The organism is Pedococcus sp. P2_E2 (assembly GCF_056403955.1).
The window spans coordinates 120,840-142,930 of record NZ_JBFUEM010000008.1; the positions used below are offsets into that span (position 1 = coordinate 120,840).

General features: G+C 71.0%; 21 protein-coding genes. 16 read left to right on the plus strand and 5 right to left on the minus strand.

Features of this window, described 5'->3' with window-relative positions; all coding sequences use genetic code 11:
• Positions 1-100: 100 nt before the first annotated feature.
• From AC1DWR_RS17505 to AC1DWR_RS17525, 5 genes are all read left to right on the plus strand, one after another.
• Positions 101-826: an ABC transporter ATP-binding protein gene (locus AC1DWR_RS17505; protein ID WP_477613769.1), complete on the plus strand. Its 726-nt coding sequence runs from the start codon at positions 101-103 to the stop codon at positions 824-826.
• Positions 823-1,557 (plus strand): ABC transporter permease, encoded by a 735-nt coding sequence (locus AC1DWR_RS17510; RefSeq protein WP_477613768.1) that lies wholly within the window; start codon positions 823-825, stop codon positions 1,555-1,557. The genes AC1DWR_RS17505 and AC1DWR_RS17510 overlap by 4 nt, the downstream gene beginning before the upstream one ends.
• Positions 1,558-1,654: 97 nt before the next feature.
• Positions 1,655-2,605, plus strand: coding sequence for a proline dehydrogenase family protein (locus tag AC1DWR_RS17515; RefSeq protein ID WP_477613767.1), 951 nt, complete (start codon positions 1,655-1,657; stop codon positions 2,603-2,605).
• 36 nt (positions 2,606-2,641) lie between these two features.
• Positions 2,642-3,448: a pyrroline-5-carboxylate reductase gene (proC, locus tag AC1DWR_RS17520; RefSeq protein WP_477613766.1), complete on the plus strand. Its 807-nt coding sequence runs from the start codon at positions 2,642-2,644 to the stop codon at positions 3,446-3,448.
• Between the two features lie 129 nt (positions 3,449-3,577).
• Complete coding sequence (locus tag AC1DWR_RS17525) at positions 3,578-4,114, plus strand: N-acetyltransferase family protein (protein ID WP_477613765.1); 537 nt, start codon at positions 3,578-3,580, stop codon at positions 4,112-4,114.
• Between the two features lie 64 nt (positions 4,115-4,178).
• Here AC1DWR_RS17525 and AC1DWR_RS17530 read toward each other — a convergent pair whose 3' ends face one another.
• Positions 4,179-4,862 carry a potassium channel family protein gene (locus AC1DWR_RS17530; protein ID WP_477624879.1) on the minus strand — a complete coding sequence of 228 codons (684 nt, stop codon included), beginning with the start codon at positions 4,860-4,862 and terminating at the stop codon, positions 4,179-4,181.
• A gap of 88 nt (positions 4,863-4,950) precedes the next feature.
• On the opposite strand from AC1DWR_RS17530, the gene AC1DWR_RS17535 reads away from it, so the two are divergent.
• Together AC1DWR_RS17535 and AC1DWR_RS17540 are read left to right on the plus strand one after the other, a co-directional pair.
• On the plus strand, positions 4,951-6,147 hold the full coding sequence (locus tag AC1DWR_RS17535) for an acetoin utilization protein AcuC (protein ID WP_477613763.1): 1,197 nt from the start codon (positions 4,951-4,953) through the stop codon (positions 6,145-6,147).
• A gap of 193 nt (positions 6,148-6,340) precedes the next feature.
• Positions 6,341-6,541 carry a helix-turn-helix domain-containing protein gene (locus AC1DWR_RS17540; protein ID WP_056915613.1) on the plus strand — a complete coding sequence of 67 codons (201 nt, stop codon included), beginning with the start codon at positions 6,341-6,343 and terminating at the stop codon, positions 6,539-6,541.
• 83 nt (positions 6,542-6,624) lie between these two features.
• On the opposite strand, the gene AC1DWR_RS17545 is transcribed toward AC1DWR_RS17540, so the two are convergent.
• Positions 6,625-9,819 (minus strand): M36 family metallopeptidase, encoded by a 3,195-nt coding sequence (locus tag AC1DWR_RS17545; protein ID WP_477624880.1) that lies wholly within the window; start codon positions 9,817-9,819, stop codon positions 6,625-6,627.
• Between the two features lie 304 nt (positions 9,820-10,123).
• Between AC1DWR_RS17545 and AC1DWR_RS17550 the strand changes: the two genes are divergently transcribed.
• The 3 genes from AC1DWR_RS17550 (at position 10,124) to AC1DWR_RS17560 (ending at position 12,842) form a co-directional block, all read left to right on the plus strand.
• Entirely contained in the window at positions 10,124-10,222 is a 99-nt protein-coding gene (locus tag AC1DWR_RS17550) for a 30S ribosomal protein bS22 (protein WP_003792170.1), read from the plus strand.
• A 179-nt stretch (positions 10,223-10,401) separates the two neighbouring features.
• A complete protein-coding gene (locus AC1DWR_RS17555; protein WP_477613761.1) occupies positions 10,402-11,451 on the plus strand; it encodes an NAD-dependent epimerase/dehydratase family protein in 1,050 nt (349 codons plus the stop codon).
• Positions 11,451-12,842 (plus strand): lysophospholipid acyltransferase family protein, encoded by a 1,392-nt coding sequence (locus tag AC1DWR_RS17560; RefSeq protein WP_477613760.1) that lies wholly within the window; start codon positions 11,451-11,453, stop codon positions 12,840-12,842. The genes AC1DWR_RS17555 and AC1DWR_RS17560 overlap by 1 nt, the downstream gene beginning before the upstream one ends.
• Positions 12,843-12,896: 54 nt before the next feature.
• On the opposite strand, the gene AC1DWR_RS17565 is transcribed toward AC1DWR_RS17560, so the two are convergent.
• Both AC1DWR_RS17565 and AC1DWR_RS17570 read right to left on the minus strand, forming a co-directional pair.
• Positions 12,897-14,084, minus strand: coding sequence for a DUF5667 domain-containing protein (locus AC1DWR_RS17565; protein ID WP_477613759.1), 1,188 nt, complete (start codon positions 14,082-14,084; stop codon positions 12,897-12,899).
• Positions 14,085-14,236: 152 nt separating this feature from the next.
• Positions 14,237-14,944 carry a sigma-70 family RNA polymerase sigma factor gene (locus AC1DWR_RS17570; protein WP_477613758.1) on the minus strand — a complete coding sequence of 236 codons (708 nt, stop codon included), beginning with the start codon at positions 14,942-14,944 and terminating at the stop codon, positions 14,237-14,239.
• 308 nt (positions 14,945-15,252) lie between these two features.
• Here AC1DWR_RS17570 and AC1DWR_RS17575 point away from each other — a divergent pair, with 308 nt between their 5' ends.
• The 6 genes from AC1DWR_RS17575 to hemB all read left to right on the plus strand — a co-directional run bounded on the left by AC1DWR_RS17575 (position 15,253) and on the right by hemB (position 21,406).
• Complete coding sequence (locus AC1DWR_RS17575) at positions 15,253-15,519, plus strand: glutaredoxin family protein (RefSeq protein WP_477613757.1); 267 nt, start codon at positions 15,253-15,255, stop codon at positions 15,517-15,519.
• Positions 15,520-15,652: 133 nt separating this feature from the next.
• On the plus strand, positions 15,653-16,369 hold the full coding sequence (locus AC1DWR_RS17580) for a redox-sensing transcriptional repressor Rex (RefSeq protein ID WP_477613756.1): 717 nt from the start codon (positions 15,653-15,655) through the stop codon (positions 16,367-16,369).
• Positions 16,366-17,676, plus strand: coding sequence for a glutamyl-tRNA reductase (locus AC1DWR_RS17585; protein WP_477613755.1), 1,311 nt, complete (start codon positions 16,366-16,368; stop codon positions 17,674-17,676). The genes AC1DWR_RS17580 and AC1DWR_RS17585 overlap by 4 nt, the downstream gene beginning before the upstream one ends.
• Positions 17,673-18,764, plus strand: a complete 1,092-nt coding sequence (gene hemC, locus AC1DWR_RS17590) for a hydroxymethylbilane synthase (protein WP_477613754.1) — start codon at positions 17,673-17,675, stop codon at positions 18,762-18,764. The genes AC1DWR_RS17585 and hemC overlap by 4 nt, the downstream gene beginning before the upstream one ends.
• Positions 18,761-20,401 carry a bifunctional uroporphyrinogen-III C-methyltransferase/uroporphyrinogen-III synthase gene (locus tag AC1DWR_RS17595; protein ID WP_477613753.1) on the plus strand — a complete coding sequence of 547 codons (1,641 nt, stop codon included), beginning with the start codon at positions 18,761-18,763 and terminating at the stop codon, positions 20,399-20,401. The genes hemC and AC1DWR_RS17595 overlap by 4 nt, the downstream gene beginning before the upstream one ends.
• 9 nt (positions 20,402-20,410) lie before the next feature.
• Complete coding sequence (gene hemB / locus AC1DWR_RS17600; protein WP_477613752.1) at positions 20,411-21,406, plus strand: porphobilinogen synthase; 996 nt, start codon at positions 20,411-20,413, stop codon at positions 21,404-21,406.
• Between the two features lie 72 nt (positions 21,407-21,478).
• Here hemB and AC1DWR_RS17605 read toward each other — a convergent pair whose 3' ends face one another.
• Positions 21,479-22,012 (minus strand): YceI family protein, encoded by a 534-nt coding sequence (locus tag AC1DWR_RS17605; protein ID WP_477613751.1) that lies wholly within the window; start codon positions 22,010-22,012, stop codon positions 21,479-21,481.
• Between the last annotated feature and the right edge of the window lie 79 nt (positions 22,013-22,091).

The following is a 22,091-nucleotide window of genomic DNA, read 5'->3' on the forward strand; positions in this document are numbered from 1 at the left end:
TGGTCGTGCTCGCGCCTGTCGCCCCGCCCCCGACCATGGTCGTCCGGCGACGGCTGACAAAGGTCTTGTCCGGGCGAAGGAGCAGGGCTATATTCATCGCATGATGAATATAGCCATCGAGATCACGAACCTCCGCGTGGTGCGCGGCGGTCGTGAGGTGTTGCCCGACCTGACCATGTCGGTCCCGGCCGGGCAGGTGGTCGGACTGCTGGGGCCCAGTGGCAGCGGCAAGTCGACCCTGATCCGGGCGGTCGTGGGGGTCCAGGTCGTCGAGTCCGGCGACGTCACGGTGCTCGGGGAGCCCGCGGGCTCGCCGTCGCTGCGCAACCGGATCGGCTACGTCACCCAGACGCCGAGCGTCTACGACGACCTGTCCGTGCGGGCCAACGTCCGCTACTTCGCCAATATCCTCGGGGCGGCCCCGTCGGCAGCCGACGAGGCCATCGAGGCCGTCGACCTCACGAGCCACGCCGACTCCCTGGTCGGTCGCCTGTCCGGTGGGCAGCGGTCGCGCGTGTCGCTCGCGGCCGCGCTCGTCGGCGACCCCGAGCTGCTGGTCCTCGACGAACCCACGGTCGGCCTCGACCCGGTGCTTCGGCGCGACCTTTGGGAGCTGTTCAAACGCCTTGCGGGCCAAGGGCGTTCGCTGCTGGTGTCGAGCCACGTGATGGACGAGGCGAGTCGCTGCGACCGCCTGCTCCTGCTGCGTGAGGGCCGCATCATGGCCGACGACACCCTGCCCGAGCTGCTCGCCCGCACCGGCGCCGACGACGCCGAGCACGCCTTCCTGTCCCTGATCGACCGCGCCGAGGAGACTGCCCGATGAACGCCCACCGCACCCTCGTCACGGCCGGCCGGGTCCTGGCCCAGCTGCGTGCCGACCACCGGACCATCGGGCTGATGCTCGTCGTCCCCTGCGTGCTGATCGGCCTGCTGGCCTGGATCTTCAACGGCACCCCGGTCTTCGACGGCCTCGGGGCACCATTGCTCGGTGTGTTCCCGTTCGTGGTGATGTTCATCGTCACGAGCGTCGCGACCCTCCGTGAGCGGACGTCGGGGACCCTCGAGCGGCTGCTCACCACGCCGATGGGCAAGGGGGACTTCATGTTCGGCTACGCCCTCGCCTTCGGGGTGATGGCGGTCCTGCAGGCCCTGATCGCGACGGCCTTCGCGGTCTACGTGTGCGGCCTCGACGTCGCCGGTCCCGCGTGGCAGCTCGTGGTGGTGGCCGTCCTCGACGCCCTGCTGGGGACCGCGCTGGGCCTGCTCGCGAGCGGTTTCGCGCGCACCGAGTTCCAGGCGGTGCAGTTCATGCCGGCGTTCGTGCTGCCGCAGTTCCTGCTGTGCGGACTGCTCGTGGCCCGCGACGGGCTGCCCGACGTCCTGCGCTGGCTCTCCGACGTGCTGCCCCTGTCGTATGCCGTGGACGCCATGAAGTCGGTGACGTCCAGTCCCACCCCGGGCGCCGACGTGACCGCGGACGCTGCCGTCATCGGCCTGTGGGTGCTGGTCGCGCTGGTCCTCGGCAGCCTCACCCTGCGTCGCCGCACCGCCTGAGGCGGGCGCGGCACCCCGCGGCGCGGCATACCTGCTGGTTGGCGGTTAGCCTTGTCGGCGGCCGCGACCTCCGCGGCACCCGGTCGGAAGGACTCACGTGGACGCCAGTGACCTGCTGCGCAACAGCCTGCTCCAGCTCTCCAAGAGCGGCGCTGTGCGACAGACGATCGAGAAGGCGCCGGTGAGCCGCAGCGTGGTCAAGCGGTTCGTCCCCGGCGACCGCACGCAGGACGCCGTCAGCGCGACCGCCGAGCTGCGCGCCACCAACCGGCTCGCGACGATCGACTACCTGGGCGAGGACACCGCCGACCTCACCCAGGCGATCCGCACCCGTGACCACTACATCGAGCTGCTCGAGGCGCTCGCGGACGCCGACCTGTCGCAGCACGGCATGGGCGAGGTCAGCCTCAAGCTGTCCGCGCTGGGCCAGTACCTCCCCGGCGACGGTCACAAGATCGCCCTCGACCATGCCCGCGAGATCTGCCAGGCGGCGGCGAACGCCGGCACGACGGTGACCCTCGACATGGAGGACCACACGACGACCGACGCCACGCTGGAGTCCTTGCGCGAGCTGCGCCAGGACTTCCCGTGGGTCGGCGCGGTGATCCAGTCCTACCTGCACCGCAGCGAGGCGGACTGCCGCGACCTGGCCCACGAGGGCAGCCGCGTGCGGCTGTGCAAGGGTGCCTACAAGGAGCCCGAATCCGTTGCGTACCAGAGCAGCTCGGACGTCGACCAGAACTACGTGCGCTGCCTCAAGATCCTGATGGCGGGCGACGGCTACCCGATGGTGGCCAGCCACGACCCGCGGCTGGTCGAGATCGCCGGCGCGCTGGCCTCGCACCACCACCGCGACGCCGACAGCTACGAGTACCAGATGCTCTACGGGATCCGGCCCGAGGAGCAGAAGCGGATCGCCGACCGGGGCAACCAGATGCGGGTCTACATCCCCTATGGCGAGGAGTGGTACGGCTACCTCATGCGCCGGATGGCCGAGCGTCCCGCCAACACGGTGTTCTTCCTGCGCGGTCTCGCCACCAAGAACTGAGGCGCACACACCTCCCGCGACTGGAAGACTGCCGCCATGGGAACTGTCGCAATCCTCGGTGCCGGTGTGATGGGCGAGACGCTGCTGTCCGGGCTGATCCGGTCTGGTCGCAGCGCTGACGAGCTCGTCGTGACTGCTCGTCGGCCGGACCGGGCCGACCAGCTGGCCGAGCAGTACGGCGTGCGTGCCATGTCGAACATCGCGGCGGCAGAGGCCGCCGACACCCTGGTCCTGGTCGTCAAGCCGCAGGACATGGGCGGGCTCGTCGAGGAGATCCGCGACCACGTCTCGCCCGGAAACCTCGTGGTCAGCCTCGCCGCGGGCATCCCCACGGCCTACCTCGAGCACCGGCTCCCGGCGGGGGTCGCCGTCGTCCGGGTCATGCCGAACACCCCGGCCCTGGTCGACCAGGGGATGGCTGCCGTGAGCCCCGGTCGCAGTGCTGACGCGGCCCACCTCGAGGAGGCCTCCGAGCTGCTGCGCTCGTGCGGTCGCGTCGTCCAGGTCGCCGAGAAGCACCAGGACGCCGTCACCGCGATCAGCGGCAGCGGACCGGCGTACATCTTCTACGTCGTCGAGGCGATGATCGAGGCGGGCGTGGTGCTGGGGCTGCCCCGGCCGACCGCCACGGAGCTCGTCGTCCAGACGCTGTTCGGTGCGGCGACGATGATGCGCGAGACCGGCCAGCACCCCACCGTCCTGCGCGAGCAGGTCACCTCGCCCGGTGGCACGACGGCCGCCGCGCTGCGCCAGCTCGACGACCACAAGGTGCGGGCCGCCTTCATCACGGCCATGGAGGCCGCCGCCAACCGCTCGCACGAGCTCGCCTCGGGCAACGACTGAGGGCTGCCCCACCCACCCCAGCCGGCCGGGCGCGACCGTCTGCGTGCTCGGGGAACTCCCAGTCGGCTCTGGGTGAACACCCAGCAACCCACCTGACCGAACACGCGTGGATCATGCGAGAGTGGGTCCATGAGCGACATCACCGTGCGGTCACTGGGTGAGGACGAGTGGGAGCAGTACCGATCGGTGCGGCTCAGCGCGCTCGAGGAGTCGCCCGACGCCTTCGTGGCGAGCGCCGACGAGGAACGCGGCTACGAGGAAGACTTCTGGCGCCGCAGGATGCGCCGCTCCCAGCGACTGATCGCCGAGCAGGACGGGGCGCCGGTGGGGGTGGCCAGCGTCGGCCAAGCCCGCCAGGAGGGCGAGAAGGACAACGAGAAGATCGCTGAGCTGTTCGGTCTGTGGGTGGCTCCGACTGCCCGAGGCACGGGTGTGGCGACCCAGCTGGTGCAGGCCGGCGCCGACGCCGCGCGCCAGCAGGGTCGCAGCCACCTCGCCTACTGGGTGGGGGTGGACAACGGCCGCGCGGTCGCCTTCGCCAGCGGCTTCGGCTTCCGCCCGACCGACAGCCGCCGACCGATGCGCGTCAAGGGTGACGACGCCGCGGAGGACGAGGTCGCCATGGTGCTTCCCCTCGGCGAGGACCGCGGCGTCCCCAACCTCTGACCGCCAGGTATGCCGCGTGGCCGGCCACGCGGCATACCTCGCCTGGCGGGGGAGGAACGGCTGGCTAGGGGCGTGYGGCGAGGCGGTCGAGCAGGTCGGTCGGGCCGCTGACGATCAACGTGTCGTGGGCCGTCACCTTGGTCTCGGGCACGGCATACGTGAAGTCGCTGCCGGGCGCCTTCACGCCCACGATGGTCACGCCGTACTTGCTGCGGATCGCGCTCTGCTTCAACGTGAAACCGATGGCTTCCTGCGGCGGCTTCATCTTGACGATGGCAAAGCCGTCGTCGAACTCGATGTAGTCCATCAGCTTGCCGTTGAGCAGGTGCGCAACGCGGCGGCCGCTGTCGACCTCGGGGGAGATGACGTGGTGGACGCCGATGCGCTCGAGGATGCGGGCGTGCTCGGGGGAGAGCGCCTTGGCCCAGATGGTGGGGATGCCGGCGTCCACGAGGTTCATCGCGCACAGCACCGAGGCCTCGACCGACGAGCCGATGCCGACGACCGCGATCTGGAAGCTGCGGGCCTTGAGGTTGGCGACCGACTGCGGCTGGGCCGCGTCGGCCTGGACGATGCGACCCACCTTGCCCAGGAACGACTCGGCGAGGTGAGGGTCGCGCTCGACGCCGACGACGTGGTGCCCGAGCTTCGTCAGCTCGATCGCGACCGCACTGCCGAACCGGCCGAGGCCGATGACGAGGACGTCGTCTTCGTAGAGCTTCTTCGCCACTGCGGTCCTCCGCGGCATCGGGGATGGTGAGACCTCCCACGCTAGCGCGTCCCTGCAGGTGGGACCGTGCTGTCCGCGATGACCCCTCGCCCGGTAGCGTCGGCCCATGCCCTCACAGGTGCGGGTGGTCTGGGATCCCGGCTTCACCGCCTACAACTTCGGACCGGGTCATCCCATGAACCCGGTCCGTCTCGACCTGACGGCCCGGCTCTGCGACGCCCTCGGCGTCTTCGATCCCGACGACGTAGAGGTCTTCTCCCCGGACGTGCCGGGCGACGACGTCCTGGCGACCGTGCACACGGCCGACTACGTGGCGGCGGTCAGGGCGGCGTCGGCAGACCCGTCGTCGGCCGATCCGGCCTACGGCCTCGGCACCGAGGACGACCCGGCCTTCCCCGGCATGCACGACGCGAGTGCCCGGGTGGTCGAGGGCACCCGCCAGGTGTGCGCCGACGTCTGGGAGGGACGCACCCAGCACGGCGTCAACTTCTGTGGCGGGCTGCACCACGCGATGGCCGGAAACGCCGCGGGGTTCTGCATCTACAACGACATCGCCGTCGGCATCCAGTGGCTGCTCGACCACGGTGCCCAGCGAGTCGCCTACGTCGACATCGACGTGCACCACGGCGACGGCGTCGAGCGCATCTTCTGGGACGACCCCCGGGTGCTGACGATCTCGCTGCACGAGTCCGGCCGGGCCCTGTTTCCCGGCACCGGCTTCGCGGGCGACATCGGGGGCCCGAAGGCGCAGGGCGAGTCGGTCAACATCGCGCTGCCGCCTGGCACGGGCGACTCCGCCTGGCTGCGTGCGCTGCACTCCACGGCGCTGCCCCTGGTGCGGGCGTTCAAGCCGGATGTCCTGGTCACCCAGCACGGCTGCGACACCCACGCCCAGGACCCGTTGGCCCACCTGGCCATGTCGGTCGATGCCCAGCGGGGGGCGGCGGAGTCGCTGCACCGGCTCTCCCACGAGGTCTGCGACGGGCGCTGGGTCGCCCTGGGTGGCGGCGGCTACGAGCTCGTGCACGTCGTGCCGAGGACGTGGACGCACCTGACCGCCATCGCTGCGCACCGCCCGATCCCGTTGACCGAGCAGGTGCCGCAGGACTGGCTCGACCACGTGCGCCAGGCCTTCGGCCGCGAGGGTCCCCGCCGGATGGGCGACTTGGACCCGGCCGACGGTCCGATCTGGCACCAGCCCTGGGACATGGGCTACAACCCCCACGACGAGGTGGACCGGGCCATCATGGCGACGCGTGAGTCGGTGTTCGGGCTGCACGGCCTGGACGTCTGGTTCGACTGACCGGGGTCGCCGGCGGAGTGACACCTCTGTGATTCACAGGACCTTGGCGGCGTGTCGACTGGACAAGTCGAAAGAGTTTTCCCCGTTGGCTTCCCCACGAGTCACATCAGCCCCTACAGTTCCTTCTGCACGAGCGTAGAGGTCCGCCGGACGGGAAGCCGGCGATGCGCGCGTGTAGAAGATCGAGGTAATCATGTCCAACGAGCGACAGCTCGCCGAGGTGCGGTTCCTGACCGTTGCCGAGGTGGCCTCGATCATGCGCGTGTCGAAGATGACGGTGTACCGCATGGTGCACGCTGGAGAGCTTCCCGCCATTCGCGTGGGACGGTCCTTCCGGGTTCCGGAGGACGCCGTGCACAAGTACCTGCGCACGTCCTACGTCGACACCGCCTGATTGGTGCTGACCGCACGACGACAGGGTGGGCCGGGACGAGAAGTCCCGGCCCACCCTGTCCGTTGACGCGGGCGGAGCAGCGGTCAGCGGTTGTCGACCGCGGTGACGTCCACCTTCACGTTCGCCCCGGTGTAGAGCTGGGTCACCAGGTAGACCGAGCCGGGCGGGATGACCGCCGACTCGTCAGCAGCCGACGTCGCCGCAGAGCCCGTCAGCTGGCAGGCGCTGTCCAGGAAGTACAGGTCCAGGTCGTGGCCCACCGTGGCGTCCGCGTCGCTGGTGCCCTTGACCGAGACCGAGTGCAGCCCGTCGGAGAACCCGAGCGGGAACTTCGTGACCCAGCCGTCGGCACCCTGGCTGGCCGGCGGGAACGTGCACGCGGTGTTCATCTCGGTGCCGGTCACGCCGAACACGTTCTGCAGACCGGTCGGGTCGCCCGCAGCCGGGTTGGGCGCGACGATCGTGCCCGAGTCGGTGTAGGCCGGGTCAGGCGTGACCGAGCCGTTGGCGACGGTCGCCCCGGCCCCGAAGACCTCGATGTCCGCCACCTGGGCCGACGTCGACGTGTTGCCCTGCACCGAGTCGATGAAGAACCGGACGTAGCCCGCCTTCACCGGCTTCGCCAGTGAGAACGTCGCGAAGTTGAGGTCCGGCGCGGTGGGCCGCGGCGCGGCATACGCGAAGCCACCGGTGCGGGCCGTGGTCCAGCTGACCCCGTCCGTCGACGTCTGGACCGTGAAGTCCTTCAGGGCGACGAAACGTGAGGCGTTGGTGGCCTTGAACGCGCTGACGCGCAGGCTGCTGACCGTGGCCGGAGCCGCGAGCTTCACCGTCACCCGCTGGTCCGGGCCTGCGTTGTATGCCGTGGCGCCGGGCTTCGTGGACCACACCGACGCGGCGGTGTCGTCGAAGGCGAACTTGGCGGGGGCTCCGTCGTCCTCACTGGAGACGTTGACGATCTGCGCACCTGCGGCCGTGGAGGCCAGGTTGGGGGCGAGCTTGATCGTCCTGGCCGTGTTGCGTCCTGCCGTCACGGCGAAGGCGTCGATGGTCTGGACGCCGAACCCCGGTGCCTGGATGGTCAGCGGGTAGGTGCCTGCGAGCGCCTTGACACTGGCGCCGCCCGCGGAGCCGGTGCGGACGAGCGGGGTGACCCTGGCCTCGAACCGACCGAGGATCACCTTGGCGTTGTTGATCGGCTGACCCGTGGTCGCGTTGACGAGCGTCAGCGCGACCGTGCCGTTCTTGGCCGCTGAAGGGTGGTCGAAGGCGGGGGTGGGGTCGGTGTCGTCACCGGTGTTCGAGTGGGCACCGGCGCCCGCACCGCGCTTGGCGAAGACCGACCAGATGAGGTCGGTGTTGTCACCGTGGTAGCGGTCGAGGTCGGCGGAGAGGATGCCGTCACGGGCGTCGAGGAAGCTCGGGTCCGGTGCGGTCAGCGGCATTCCGTCGGTGACCAGGCGGGCGGCGACCTCGGCTCCCTGGGTGGCGCCGTAGCGAGCCACCAGGGCCTTGCGCAGGTCCCACAGGGTCGCGGTCCAGATCTCGCCGTCGGCGTGCACCTCCGGACCGGTCAGGTCGTAGCCGATGTCCCCGAACGTGGTCGGGTTCTGGTCGTAGTTCCAGTTGCGGATGCCCCGCGTGGGGTTGCCGGTGACGTAGTCGCCGACGATCGGCTGGGTGAGCAGCCCGGTCTTGAAGCCGTGGTTGAGGGCGTACCAGTCCGACCAGCCCTCACCCATCGACCCCGCCTGCTGCGAGCCGAGCGCGCTGCCGCCCGCGACGTAACGGGTCGAGAGGCCGTGGGTGTACTCGTGCTGGATCACGCTCATGTCGAACGAGCCGTCGCGGTAGGGCCCCTCGAAGGCGTCGTCGATGGGTTCCCACAGGAACATGCCGCTCCACGGGGGGATGCCGTCGTCGAGGGTGAGCATGTAGGCGTTGTCGCGGCCCGTGTAGGTCGGGTTGCCACCGGACGCGGCACCGGCCTGGACCAGCCCGCGGACCGGGTCACCGCCGTTGCCGCCGTTGCTCCCGTTGTCGAGCTGGAAGTTTCCGGCGGTCTCGGTGAACCCGAGGTCGTAGTACTCGTCGTGGATCCTGTTGTGCTGGAAGAACAAGTTGGTCGCAGCGGGGTTCAGGTCCTCGGCGTAGGACGGGGGGACCGTCTGCCCCTTGGTGGCCGCCCACTGGTTCGTGTAGGTGTAGCTGAAGTTCCCGGTCGGGGCGACCGGGCGCGGGGCGTTGTCCACCGGCCCGATGAAGTTGGACCAGTTGGCGTAGGTGTCGGCGTTGTTGCCGTAGGTCGTGACGCCGGTGCCGAGCAGCCCGGTCGGGTCGACCCAGCCCTTCGGCGACTGCGTCGTCGGCCCGAACGACTGCTGCCGTGGCTGGCCGCCCTTGGCCGCGCCCGGGTAGTTGTCGTAGACCGTTCCCTGCGGGTCGCCCTCGAAGTCGACGACGGAGGTCCGGTAGAGGGTGCGCCCGGTGGTGCCGTCGACGACGACCTCCCAGGCCTCCTGCGGGCTCTTGATGAAATACACCTTGTATGCCGCGACAGGGCCGGCCTTGGTCCCGAAGGTCACCTTCTTGACGTACGACGGTCCGCCGAAGGGTCCGGCCGCGTAGGTGGTGTAGCCGGCCTGGGTGCCGCTCGCCTTGGGGGCGTAGGACACGTCTGGTGCGAGGCCACCGGCAACCTTCAGCAGCGCGGCTGCCTCGCCGAGCGCCCAGCCGCCGGTGAGGTTCGCACCCGGGGTGGGGTCGCCGGCATACGAGAGGACTCTGCCGTCCTTGGTGACGGCGACGTTGAGCCGCCCTCCGCGCGCAGCAGCGACGCCGTCGGCGGTCTGGACGAAGTCCACGACGTGCGTGCCGGTGGTGGGCAGGGCGTGGTCGCGCACCACGGCGAGCGAGTCGACCTGGGCGGTCGTGAGCCCGAAGGCCGCGGCGTTGGTGCGCAGCCAGCCACGGGCGACGTCCACGGCGGTGCCGGTGGTCGCCGACGTGAGGTAACCGTCAGTGCGCACCGAGCGAAGCGTGCCGAACCGCTCGTCCCAGGTGGCACGAGTGCCGCTGCCGGCCTTGGCGAGCAGGGCGGACGCGGCGTTGCGGGCCGACGTCGTGGGCACGACGGCGTCCTTCACCGCCCGGGTGTCCAGGGTCCTGCCGAGCGCGTCGACGGTGTCGCCGAGCGCGGGGAGGACCGGTGCACCGGGAAGGGCGGCGGACGCGGTGGACAGGGGGAGGGCGGTGGCCGCCGCGGTCAGCAGGCACACCCCGATTCCCAGTGGTCTGACAGAGGGGTGCCTGCGGGACATGGTCGACGTCTCCTGCGCTCTGCGGGCCCTCGTTGGCCCGGGTGGCCTGACAACGAGGGCTCCCCACGAGTGGTTACTGGCTGGTCATGTCGGGCTGACGCCCTCGTGGTGGCGGATCCCCGCCACGTGCGCCTCGGGGGCCTTGCCTGGACGTGGGTTTGGGTTGCAGGGTCGCGGGCCGCTAGAGTGACGTCCACAGTTCGGCGTGGTGCGTTGGTTCGTTGCCCCGTCCGGCAACACCGACCACGATCAAGAGGACACCATGGGCTCTGTCATCAAGAAGCGCCGCAAGCGCATGGCGAAGAAGAAGCACCGCAAGCTCCTTCGCAAGACGCGCCACCAGCGTCGCAACAAGAAGTGATCGAGGGCCCCCGCTGAGCGGGGGCCTTTTGTCTTGAGCGGGGGTATGAGTGCGGCAGTCCGAAAGTGTGACGAGGCACGCGTCCACGGAAGGCGCACTCCCGTCGGCCGGGGCACGGCTCTCGGTAGGGTTGGCACGGGTCGCGAGCCTCGCGACCATCGGACCCCGCGGGAGGGATCGTGGCTGAGGTCGTCCTCGTGACGGGTGTCTCCCGCTACCTCGGCGGGCAGTTCGCCAGGGCCCTGACCCAGGACCCCACCGTCAAGCGCGTCATCGGCGTCGACGTCATCCCCCCGCCGGGGGACATCGGCCGGGCCGAGTTCGTCCGCGCTGACATCCGGAACCCGATGATCGGCAAGATCATCGCGCAGTCCGAGGTCGACACCGTCGTGCACATGAACGTCATCGCGACGCCGACCGGCGCCGGTGGCCGCACGTCGATGAAGGAGATCAACGTCATCGGCACGATGCAGCTCCTCGCTGCGTGCCAGAAGGCGTCCAGCATCAAGCGTCTCGTCGTGAAGTCGTCCGCGGCCATCTACGGTTCCAGCCCGCGCGACCCTGCGATGTTCACCGAGGACATGGGCCCGAAGTCGTTGCCCAGAGCGGGATTCGGCAAGGACTCGGTCGAGGTCGAGGGCTACGTCCGCGGCTTCTCGCGTCGCCGTCCCGACGTCGAGATCTCCATGCTGCGCTTCGCCAACATCATCGGTCGGGGCATCCGCACGTCCCTGACCGACTACTTCGCCCTGCCCGTCGTGCCGGTGCCCTTCGGCTACGACGCCCGCCTGCAGTTCGTGCACGAGAGCGACGCGATCGGCTCGCTGCTGCTCGCCACCACGGGCCCGAGCACGGGCATCACCAACATCGCCGGGGACGGGGTCATCACCGTGAGCCAGGCGGCGGGCATGGCCGGCCGGCCGATCATCCCCGTGCCGATGCCCGCTGCGGGCATCTTCGGAAACCTCGTGAAGCGGTCCGGGCTCGCCGACTTCAGCAGCGACCAGATCCAGTTCCTCGCCTTCGGTCGCGGGTTGGACACCCGACGGATGCGTGAGGTGCTGGGGTACGAGCCGGACTACACCACGCGGGCTGCCTTCGCCGACTATGCGCAGGGGGTCGGCTCGGCGATCCCGGGGGCCGGGATGTTCGGGTCGGCCGTCACCGGCGCCGCGGAGAGTGCCGCCGGCGCGATCAGCCACGTGTGGGCTGCAGGGAGGAACGACTGATGGCCTCGACGCCCAAGAAGCCGGCGAAACCCACCGCGCGCAAGGGCGCCCTCGCAGCGGGCGCCGCCAGGGCATCCGGGGAACGCGCCAAGCGCCGCAGCACGCCCCTGCTCGCGTCGACCACCCCGGCTGCCCCCGCAGCTGCCGCTCCCACGACAGCTCCCGCTCCCGCACGCGCATCTGCGTCGGCATCGGCCGCCTCGGCGACCACCCCCTCGACGGCCAGTGGCAAACATCGCCCGAGCCCGGTGGCCAAGGCGGTGCCAAGCCGCAAGGCGGTGTCCCGTTCCGGCGCCCGCACGACCCAGCCCAGCAAGGCCGCCAAGCCCGCCCGGCCACCTCGGGAGGTGACGGGTGCGGCCACGTCAGGAGAGCGGCATACCCCTGACGCCAAGGTGCGCACCCTCAAGGCGGTGACGGACGAGACCGTCGTGCCGGTTGACGTGCCGGAACCGGCGACCTCTCGCAGCATCGCGCCGGGAGTCGAGGAGCTGCTGACTGCGGGCATCGCTGCGGTCCGGGTTGCCTCGGAGGCGGCGGGGATCTCGTCGGACGACGTCGAGCGCCACATCGCCTCGTTGCTGTCGTTCGTGCGGCGTCGGGTGACGGGCGACTACACCGTCGACGAGTTCGGCTTCGACGAGGACTTCACCAGACACTTCTACCTGCCGATCCTGCGGCCGCTCTACCGGTCGTGGTTCCGCGTCGAGGTCCGCGGGATCGAGAACATCCCGACCGTTGGCGGCGGCCTGGTCGTCGCCAACCACTCCGGCACGGTCGCCATGGACTCGCTGATGACCCAGGTGGCCGTCCACGACGAGCACCCTGCGCACCGTCACCTGCGGATGCTGGGTGCCGACCTGGTCTTCCAGACCCCCGTCGTCGGCCAGGTCGCGCGCAAGTCGGGCTCGACGCTGGCCGCGAACCCCGACGCCGAGCGGCTGCTGTCGAGCGGCGAGCTGTGCGGGGTCTGGCCCGAGGGCTTCAAGGGAGTCGGCAAGCCGTTCAGCGAGCGCTACAAGCTGCAGCGGTTCGGGCGGGGCGGCTTCGTCTCCGCTGCGCTCAAGACGGGCGCGCCCATCATCCCGTGCTCGATCGTCGGCGCCGAGGAGATCTACCCGATCATCGGCAACATGAAGACCGTTGCGCGGCTGCTGGGGGCGCCCTACGCGCCGATCACGCCCACCTGGCCCTTGCTCGGCCCGCTCGGGCTGATCCCGTTGCCCAGCAAGTGGATCATCGAGTTCGGCGCACCCGTGGAGACCGCAGACCTGGGGCCGAACGCCGCCGACGACCCCATGCTCGTCTTCGACCTCACCGACCAGGTGCGCGAGACCATCCAGCAGACGCTCTACTCCCTGCTCATGCAGCGCCGTTCCGTCTTCTTCTGACGGGAGCTGGCCCCACGGGGCTGGATCAGGCAGCGTGACTGAGGGCAGCGTGACTCAGGGCAGCGTGACTGAGGGCAGCGTGACCGTGACGCCGGGCAGGGTGACCGGGCCGAGGGTGCTGCTCGGGACCGCGACACTGCCGCCTCCGGTGCCGAGCGACACCGAGGGGAGCGGCACGGTGGCGCTGGCGGAGGGCACTCCCGGCACCGAAGCACTGACGGTCGGCAGGCGCACGCTCGCGCCGCCCGTCGACAGGCTGGCGCTGCCGCCACCGCCTCCGACGACCGCTCCGGAGCCGCTCGAGCCGCCGGGCAGCACGCCGCCCGCCGGTGCCGTCACGGCGGTGCTGGGCACGGTGATGCCACCGGACGCGCCGCTGGTCGGTGACGCGGAGGGACCCGAGGTGGTCGTGGCGCCGGGCAGCGAACCCGGGCCGATCGTCGAGGCGAGGTCTGAGCTGCAGGAGCTGCCGCAGGCAGCGATCCGTCGCGAGGTGCTCTCCTGCGTGTCGCGCAGCAGGGCCTCGAGCCGCCCGAGCGTCAGCAGCGATGGGGCGGGCACCTCGGCCTTCAGGGCGTCGACCTGAGGGAGGGCCCGCTCCGTGAAGTCGCGCATGGCGAGCAGGGACTGGGGGTTGCCGGTCGCGGCATAGGAGGTGTCGAGCGCCTGCCGCCCCTTGCGCACGGTGTCGATGGCACCCTCGAGCGCGACGTCGACGTCCGTGGGGTCCTCGCGGTCGGCCTCGGCCAGCTGACGGGCATCGGAGATGTGTCCCTGGGCCTGGGACAGGTAGGTCTGGCCGCGGTCGAAGTCGTTGTCGGCGAGCCGGACGGCCACGCCGTCGAGCCAGCCCTTCACGGGGTACAGCGCGTCACCGGGCACCGCGCTGCGGGAGACCGCGCCCACGATGCCGCCGACGAGCAGCGCCGAGGCGGCGGCGCCGGCGACCAGGCGGGGCAGGCCACGACCCACCAGGACCACGACGGGGGTGTTGCGGGAGGCGGCACGACGGGCGGCCGCGGCCTTGGCGGCGACCGGGCTGGGCGCGGGCATCCGTGCGGCCTCGGCCATCAGCCGCTCGCGCAGCGTGGTGACGAAGGCGGTGTCCGGAGCCGGGATGGTCGGGACGAGGTCCACGAGGTGGCGGCTGGTCTCGACGAGCTCGACGAGGTGGGCATCGGTGATCCGCTCGCCTTCGAGGGCGCGCTGGAAACGGTCTGCCGAACGGTTCAGTACTGGCATGTCGGCTTCTCCCTCCCCAGCCCTGCGGTGTCCCCGGTCATGATGTCCCGGTCATGTGGTCGGTGAGCGTGTTGTCACCGAACGTGTGTCGTGCTGAGAACGAGGTGCGATGCCGGAAGTTACGCGTCGCCACGTAGCGAAACCTGCGGGTCTCAGATGTCGACATCGGCGAGCTCCCGGTGCAGGGCGCGCACGGCGCGCAGCTGGAGCTGCTTCACTGCGCCCTCGGACTTGCCGAGGACCTTGGCGGTCTCCGCGAGGGTCAGTCCCTGCAGGAACCGGAGCACCACGCACTCGGCCTGCTCGGGCTTGAGACCCTTGACGGCGGCGAGCAGGCGCTGGTCGCGCAGCCGGTCCAGCACCTCCTGGTCGGGGGCGTCCACGCGACGGTCGGCGTCGAGCATGTCGGCGGTGGTGACCTCCATGCGGAAGCGAGCCGACTTGGCGTTGTCGGTGATCAGGTTCCGCGCGATGGTGATGAACCAGGCCGCGATGTCGCGGCCCTGCCAGGAGAAGGAGTCCATCCGGCGCAGTGCACGCAGGAAGGTCTCCGAGGTGATGTCCTCGGCCAGCTGCTTGCCTCCCACCCGCACGTAGACATAGCGGTAGACGACGTCGACGTAGCGTTCGTAGAGCATCCCGAACGCCTCGGCGTCGCCACGCTGGGCCAGCTCGACCAGCGCGGAGATGCGTTCGAAGTCCTGGGGCGCCTCACCCGGCCCGAAGCCGGCGCGCGCAGCCGAACCGCCGCCTGAACCTTCGTGGCCACCTCCCGACAGGGTGCCGGCCGTGCCGGCCTCGCCGGCGAGGCTCAGCAGCACTCGCAGGGTGCCGAGGAAGTCCGCCGTGGCCGCTCCCATGCCGTGGTCGCCCACCGTGGCGTAACCGAAGGCCGGGCGGCTCGTTGCCCAGAGCGGACCCTGGTCTCCGGCCCAGTGGGCAGCACGAGGGACCGCGAGTCGTCTCGCGGCGCTGCGTGGTGCACGAATCCGGATCGGGGCCTCCTTGATCGGACAGTTTCCCCGATATCTGCCAGATTGTCAGGAGACCTGCGACACATCTCGGTATGCCGCGGTGTCCAGCGAGCCCCGTGGGGCGGGTGAGGCGCCCGCTACCGCGAGCGGCGGCGGGAAGCGGCCGTTGGGCCCACGCGGCATACGCTCGGGGTGTGTCCGCAACCCCCACGCCCGCCGAGGTGCGCATCACCCTGGTCAGCAAACCGGGGTGCCACCTGTGCGATGAGGCGCGGGCCGTCATCGAGCGCGTGGCCGCCGACCTCGGGGTGGGTTGGGTGGAGCTGTCGATCGAGGACGACCCGGCACTCAACGAGCAGTACTGGGAGCAGATCCCCGTCACCTTCGTGGACGGGGGCCAGCACGACTACTGGCGGGTCGACGAGACCCGGCTGAGGAGCGCGCTCACGAGCACGAAGTGACGTGGATCACGCGGGTCCTGAGACGGACGCTTGTGACTTTGTGCATCCGTTCACAAAAGCGTAATCTGGCCGGGCTCCCATCCGCTCCAGCCAGGCGCGGACTGCCCGTGATGAGAAGGAGCCGGAAGAGACTGTGTCTGCCGACCCGAGCGCCCGTCGGGGTATTCCCGACGCCACGGTCGCACGGCTACCCGAGTACCTCCGAGCCCTGACCGGCTTCGCGGAGCGCGGGATCACGTCGGTGTCCTCCGAGGAGCTGGCCTCCGCCGCGGGCGTCCGCAGTGCAAAACTCCGCAAGGACCTGTCCCACCTCGGGTCCTACGGCGTGCGCGGGGTCGGCTACGAGGTCGACCACCTCGCCTACCAGATCTCCCGCGAGCTCGGCCTCACCCAGGACTGGCCGGTCGCCATCATCGGGATGGGAAACCTGGGCCACGCGCTCGCGGCCTACAGCGGCTTCGCCACGCGCGGGTTCCGCGTCGTCGCCCTGCTCGACCAGGACTCCGCCCTGCTGGGGCAGGAGATAGCCGGGATCACCGTGCAGCCGATGGGCGCCCTCGCGTCGCTGGTGGCCGACCAGGGCCTGGCGATCGGCGTCATCGCGACGCCCGCCGCGTCGGCGCAGGACGTGGCGGACCAGCTCGTGGCAGTCGGGGTGCGCTCGATCCTCAACTTCGCCCCGTGCGTGCTCGTCGTGCCCGACGACGTCGACGTCCGCAAGGTCGACCTCTCGACCGAGCTGCAGATCCTCGCCTTCCACGAGCAGCGCAGGGCGCTGGCCGCCGAGGGCGCGCTCGACCAGGTCTCGGCCGGCTCGCTCGACCACGTGGCCCAGGCGGTCAGCCGATGAGCCTGGTCATCCTGGGCCTGTCCCACCACACCGCGCCGCTGCCCCTCCTCGAGGCGATGTCGCTCGACGCCGACCGCCGCCGCGCGCTCTCCGCCGGCCTCACCGGCCGCGAGAACCTCTCCGAGGCGATCGTCGTGTCCACGTGCAACCGCACCGAGGTCTATGCCGAGTCGATGACCTTCCACGGTGCGGTCACCGACATCTCGGACGCGCTCACCGAGGTCACCGGCGTGGGTCGCGACGAGCTGCGCGAGCACCTCTACGTGCACTACGAGGACCGCGCGATCGCGCACGCGTTCACGGTCGCCTGTGGCCTGGACTCGATGGCGGTCGGTGAGGCCCAGATCCTCGGCCAGATGCGCTCTGCCCTGCGCGAGTCGCAGAAGTACGGCCACGCCGGCCCCGCCCTCAACACCCTCTTCCAGCAGGCCCTGCGCGTCGGCAAGCGCGCCCACACCGAGACCGGGATCGACGCCGTGAGCGTCTCCCTCGTCGAGGCCGGCCTGGCCCGCGCGGAACGCGAGCTCGGGTCCCTGGCCGGGCTCAAGGTCCTCGTCGTGGGCGCCGGAGGCATGAGCTCGCTGGCCGCCACGACCGTCTCGCGCCGCGGCGCCGCTGGGCTCACGATCGTCAACCGGACGCTGGCCAAGGCGCTTCGGCTCGCCGAGCGCACCGGCGGCACGGCTCGCCCCCTCGACGACCTGGCGGCTGCCCTGGCCGGCGCCGACGTCGTCATCTCCTGCACCGGGTCGACCGGCGTGGTCGTCGACCTCGCCACCGCCGGCGATGCCCAGGTGGCCCGCGCCGGGCGCCCGCAGGCCTACGTCGACCTCGCCCTTCCCCACGACGTCGCCCCCGAGGTCGCCTCCCTGAGTGGGGTCACCCTCGCCGGGCTGGGTGCGCTGGGGGAGGAGCTCTCCGGAGGCCAGACCCCGCCCCAGGTGCGCGAGGTGGCGGACCTCGTCATCGGTGAGGTCGCGGCATACCTCACCTCGCGGGCGGCGGAGACCGTCGCACCGACCGTGGCGGCGCTGCGGTCGCACGCCGCCGACGTCGTCGCGGGCGAGCTCAACCGGCTCGACCAGCGGCTCCCCGACCTCGACGACGTCGCCCGGGCAGAGGTCCAGCTCGCCGTCCACCGCATCGTCGAGAAGCTGCTGCACACCCCGACGGTCCGCATGAAGGAACGCGCCGTGGGCGGTGAGGGCGCCGACTACGCGCAGGCCCTGCGTGAGCTGTTCGACCTGCGTCCCGGCGAGGCCGTCATCGCGTCCGTGCCCCCGCCAGAGCGTGGAGGTATGCCGTGAGCGCACCTGCCGCCGCACCCCTCGCCCTGCGTCTGGGCACCCGACGCAGCCCCCTGGCCACGACCCAGTCCACCGGGGTGGCCGACCTGCTGCGCGCCCGGGGTCATGCGGTCGAGCTCGTGGAGATCGTCACCGAGGGAGACACGTCGACCGCCTCGCTCGCCTCGATCGGCGGGACCGGGGTGTTCGCGGCCGCCCTTCGCCGCGCCCTGCTCGCGGGTGAGGTCGACCTCGCTGTGCACTCGCTCAAGGACCTGCCGACCACGCCCGAGCCCGGTCTGGTCGTGGCAGCCCTCCCGGTCCGTGAGGACCCGCGCGACGTGCTGGTCTCCTCGGGCGGTCGCACCCTCGGTGAGCTCGGCGAGGGCGCGGTCGTCGGCACCGGCTCGCCGCGGCGCGTGGCCCAGCTCGCGGCCCTCGGGCTCGGGCTGTCGTTCAAGGACATCCGCGGCAACGTCGACACCCGCATCGGGCTGGTCAGGGACGGCGCCCTCGACGCCGTCGTGCTGGCTCGCGCGGGTCTGGCCAGGCTCGGGCGGCTCGATGAGGTCGCCGAGGCGATCGACCCCCTCCAGATGCTGCCCGCCCCCGGCCAGGGTGCACTCGCCGTGGAGTGCCGGGCCGACGACGACATCACCCGCGCCGCGCTGGAGGTCCTCGACGACCCCGACACCCGCGCGTGCGTGACGGCCGAGCGTGCTGTCCTCGCGGCCCTCGAGGCCGGCTGCTCGGCACCGGTCGGAGCGCTGGCCGAGATCGTCGAGGGTGAGGACGGGCTCGAGCTGTCCCTGCGTGCCTTCGTCGGTGCCGTCGACGGGTCGTTCGACCTGCGCCGGTCCCTCGTGGGCGGCGTCGACGACGGCGAGGCCCTCGGCCGCCGGCTCGCCGCCGTGCTGCTCGAGGACGGCGCCGACCTGTTGCAGGGACCCGAGGACCGCCCCCCTGCCCGACCGGTGCCGCCCGGCACGGGTCCCTCGAGCGCCGTCACCGACGGACTGACACCAGACCCAGCCGAGGCGAACGGACCAGCTCCGCTCGCCGCCCCCGACCGCCACCCAGAACACGACAGCACGGAGCGTGCACTGTGAGCCCCACGCGCTCGACCCAGCCCACCACCCACCAGACCCCTCGTCAGAGCCGGGTCCCGGGACGCGTCGCCTTCGTCGGCGCCGGCCCCGGCGACTCCGGACTCATGACCGTGCGGTCCCTGGAGTTCCTCGCCGCAGCCGACGTGGTCGTCATCGACCAGGTGGCTCGTGAGGACGTCGTTGCCCGCTACTGCCGTGCGGACGTCGAGATCATCGACGCCGGCCACGGCGAGCACGGGCAGCCACTGACCCACGCCATGAGGGCCAAGCTCGTCGTCAAGGCCGCCAAGTCCGCCACCGGCGGCTTGGTCGTCCGGCTCATGGACGGCGACCCGGGCACCTTCAACGGCCTCGCGGAGGAAGCCCTCGCCTGCCAGAAGGCCGGCATCGGCTTCGACATCGTCCCCGGGGTCAGCGCGGTCTCGGCCGTCCCGGCCTACGCGGGCATCCCGCTGACGTCGAGCAGCTCGCCGGCCGTGCACGTGATCTCCGCCAACGACCGGCACGTCGACTGGTCGGCCTCGGTGGCCGACTCGGTCACCGTGGTCCTGCTCGGCCAGCCCGAGGACCTCGGTGTCGCGCTGGGCAAGCTGCTGGGGGCGGGTCGGTCAGCCGACAGCCCGGTAGCCCTCACCGAGCGCGGCACGACGATCCGTCAGGCCACCCGCGTCACGACCCTGGGTGAGGTCGCCAAGGTCATGAAGACCCTGGAGTTCCCCGCCCTCGCGGTGGTCGGCACGACCGTGGCTCTCCGCGAGAACCTGTCCTGGTTCGAGACCAAGCCGCTGTTCGGCTGGAACGTCCTGGTGCCCCGCACCAAGGAGCAGTCCGGCTCGACCATCGCCCGGCTCGAGTCCTTCGGTGCGACCGCCGAGGTCGTCCCCACGATCTCGGTCGAGCCGCCGCGCACGCCCCAGCAGATGGAGCGTGCGGTCAAGGGCCTGGTCACCGGTCGCTACGAGTGGATCGGGTTCACCTCGGTCAACGCCGTGAAGGCCGTGCGGGAGAAGTTCGAGGAGTTCGGGCTCGACGCACGGGCCTTCGCCGGGCTCAAGATCGCTGCGGTCGGTGGCGTGACCGCCGCGGCGCTGCGCGAGTGGGGCATCGTGCCCGACCTCGTGCCGTCCGGCGAGATGTCCGCCAACGGGCTGCTCGAGGAGTGGCCGCCGTTCGACGAGGTGCTCGACCCCATCAACCGGGTCTTCCTCCCGCGCGCCGACATCGCCACCGACACCCTCGTCGCAGGCCTCCAGGAGATGGGCTGGGAGGTGGACGACGTCACGGCATACCGCACGGTGCGCGCCGCTCCGCCGGCCGCCCACATCCGTGAGGCCATCAAGGGCGGGCAGTTCGACGCAGCGGTGTTCACGTCGTCCTCGACGGTGCGCAACCTGGTCGGCATCGCCGGCAAGCCGCACCCGTCAACGGTCATCGCGTGCATCGGTCCGGCCACGGCCAAGACGGCCGAGGAGCACGGCTTGCGGGTCGACGTCCTCGCGCCCGAGGCGTCGTCCGACTCGCTCGTCGACGCGCTGGCCGACTACGGCCTGGGGCTGGCAACCGCTGCCGCGGAGGCGGGCGAGCCCGTGGTGCGTCCCAGCGCCAAGAAGTCGGCGTCACGCCGCCGGGCGAAGTAGCCGTCCCGCATGACTGACCACTCGCAGCCGGTGGGGCCGGTGATCCGGCCCCGTCGGCTGCGGCAGTCGGTGGCCATGCGCCGGCTCGTCGCCGAGACGAGGCTGGACCCGGCCGAGCTGGTGCTGCCCGTGTTCGTGCGCGAGGGCATCGACGAGCCGCAGCCGATCTCGGCGATGCCGGGCGTCGTCCAGCACACGCTGGACTCGCTGGTGGTCGCCGCACGTGAGGCGGCGGACGCGGGGCTGGGCGGGCTCATGCTCTTCGGCGTGCCGACGGCCAAGGACGCCGTGGGTTCCGGCGCCGACGACCCGGACGGCATCCTCAACGTGGCGCTCCGAGCCGTCGCCGACGCCGTCGGTGACCGGCTCGTCGTGATGGCCGACCTGTGCCTCGACGAGTTCACCGACCACGGCCACTGCGGGGTCCTGTCCGAGGACGGACGGGTCGACAACGACGCCACGCTCGAGCGGTATGCCGCGATGGGCCTCGCGCAGGCCCGCGCCGGCGCCCACGTGCTCGGGCTCTCGGGGATGATGGACGGCCAGGTCGCCCACGTCCGTGCGGCGCTCGATGCCGAGGGCTACACCGACACCGTTCTCCTGGCGTATGCCGTGAAGTACACCTCGGCTCTGTACGGCCCGTTCCGCGAGGCCGTGCAGTCCTCGCTCGAGGGTGACCGGGCGACCTACCAGCAGGACCCGGCCAACGCGACCGAGGCCCTGCGCGAGCTCGAGCTCGACATCGTCGAGGGCGCCGACATCGTCATGGTGAAGCCGGCCGGGCCGCACCTCGACATCGTGGCAGCCGCTGCGGCGGTGTCGACCGTGCCGGTGGCGGCCTACCAGATCTCGGGGGAGTACTCGATGATCCAGGCGGCCGCGGCCAACGGCTGGATCGACCGCGACCGGGCGATGATGGAGTCGCTGCTGACCATCCGGCGCGCCGGGGCCCAGGTCATCCTCACCTACTTCGCGGTCGACGCCGCCCGCCTCCTGCGCCCCTGAGGGGCCCGGACATGACGAACGGGCCGGTTCCCCCGAACCGGCCCGTCGTCAGTCTGTGTGTGAAGCGCTGGGTCAGGCAGCCTTGGTGAGCTGGATGTCCAGGTTGAGCTTGACCTTCTCGGAGACGAGCACGCCGCCACCCTCGAGGGCGACGTTCCAGCCGAGGTCCCAGTCCTTGCGGTTGATGTCGGCGCTGGCCTCGAAGCCGGCCTTCTCGTTGCCCCACGGGTCGGTGGCCAGACCGGTGAACTCCAGGTCGAAGGTGACCGGCTTGGTGACGCCCTTGATGGTCAGGTCGCCGGTGAGCGAGTCGGGGGTGACCTCGGTCGAGGTGAAGCTCATGGTGGGGTTGGCCTCGGCGTCGAAGAAGTCGCCGGACTTGAGGTGGGTGTCGCGGTCGGCGGAGCCGGTGTCGACGGAGGCGATCTGGGCCACGGCGGTCACCTGCGAGTCGGTGATGTCGTCGCCGACCTTGACGGTGCCCTCGAACTCCTTGAACTGGCCGCGGACCTTCGTGACCATGAGGTGACGGGCGACGAAGCCGATCTCGCTGTGCGAGGCGTCGACGGTCCAGGTGCCGGCGGGGAGGTCGTTGATGCTTGCCATGGGGGTCTCCTGTGGTGGGGGGTGCGACCGGGCAGTTCCCGAGCGCTTCATCTCTTCGAACATAGCAGACCTCATTTAT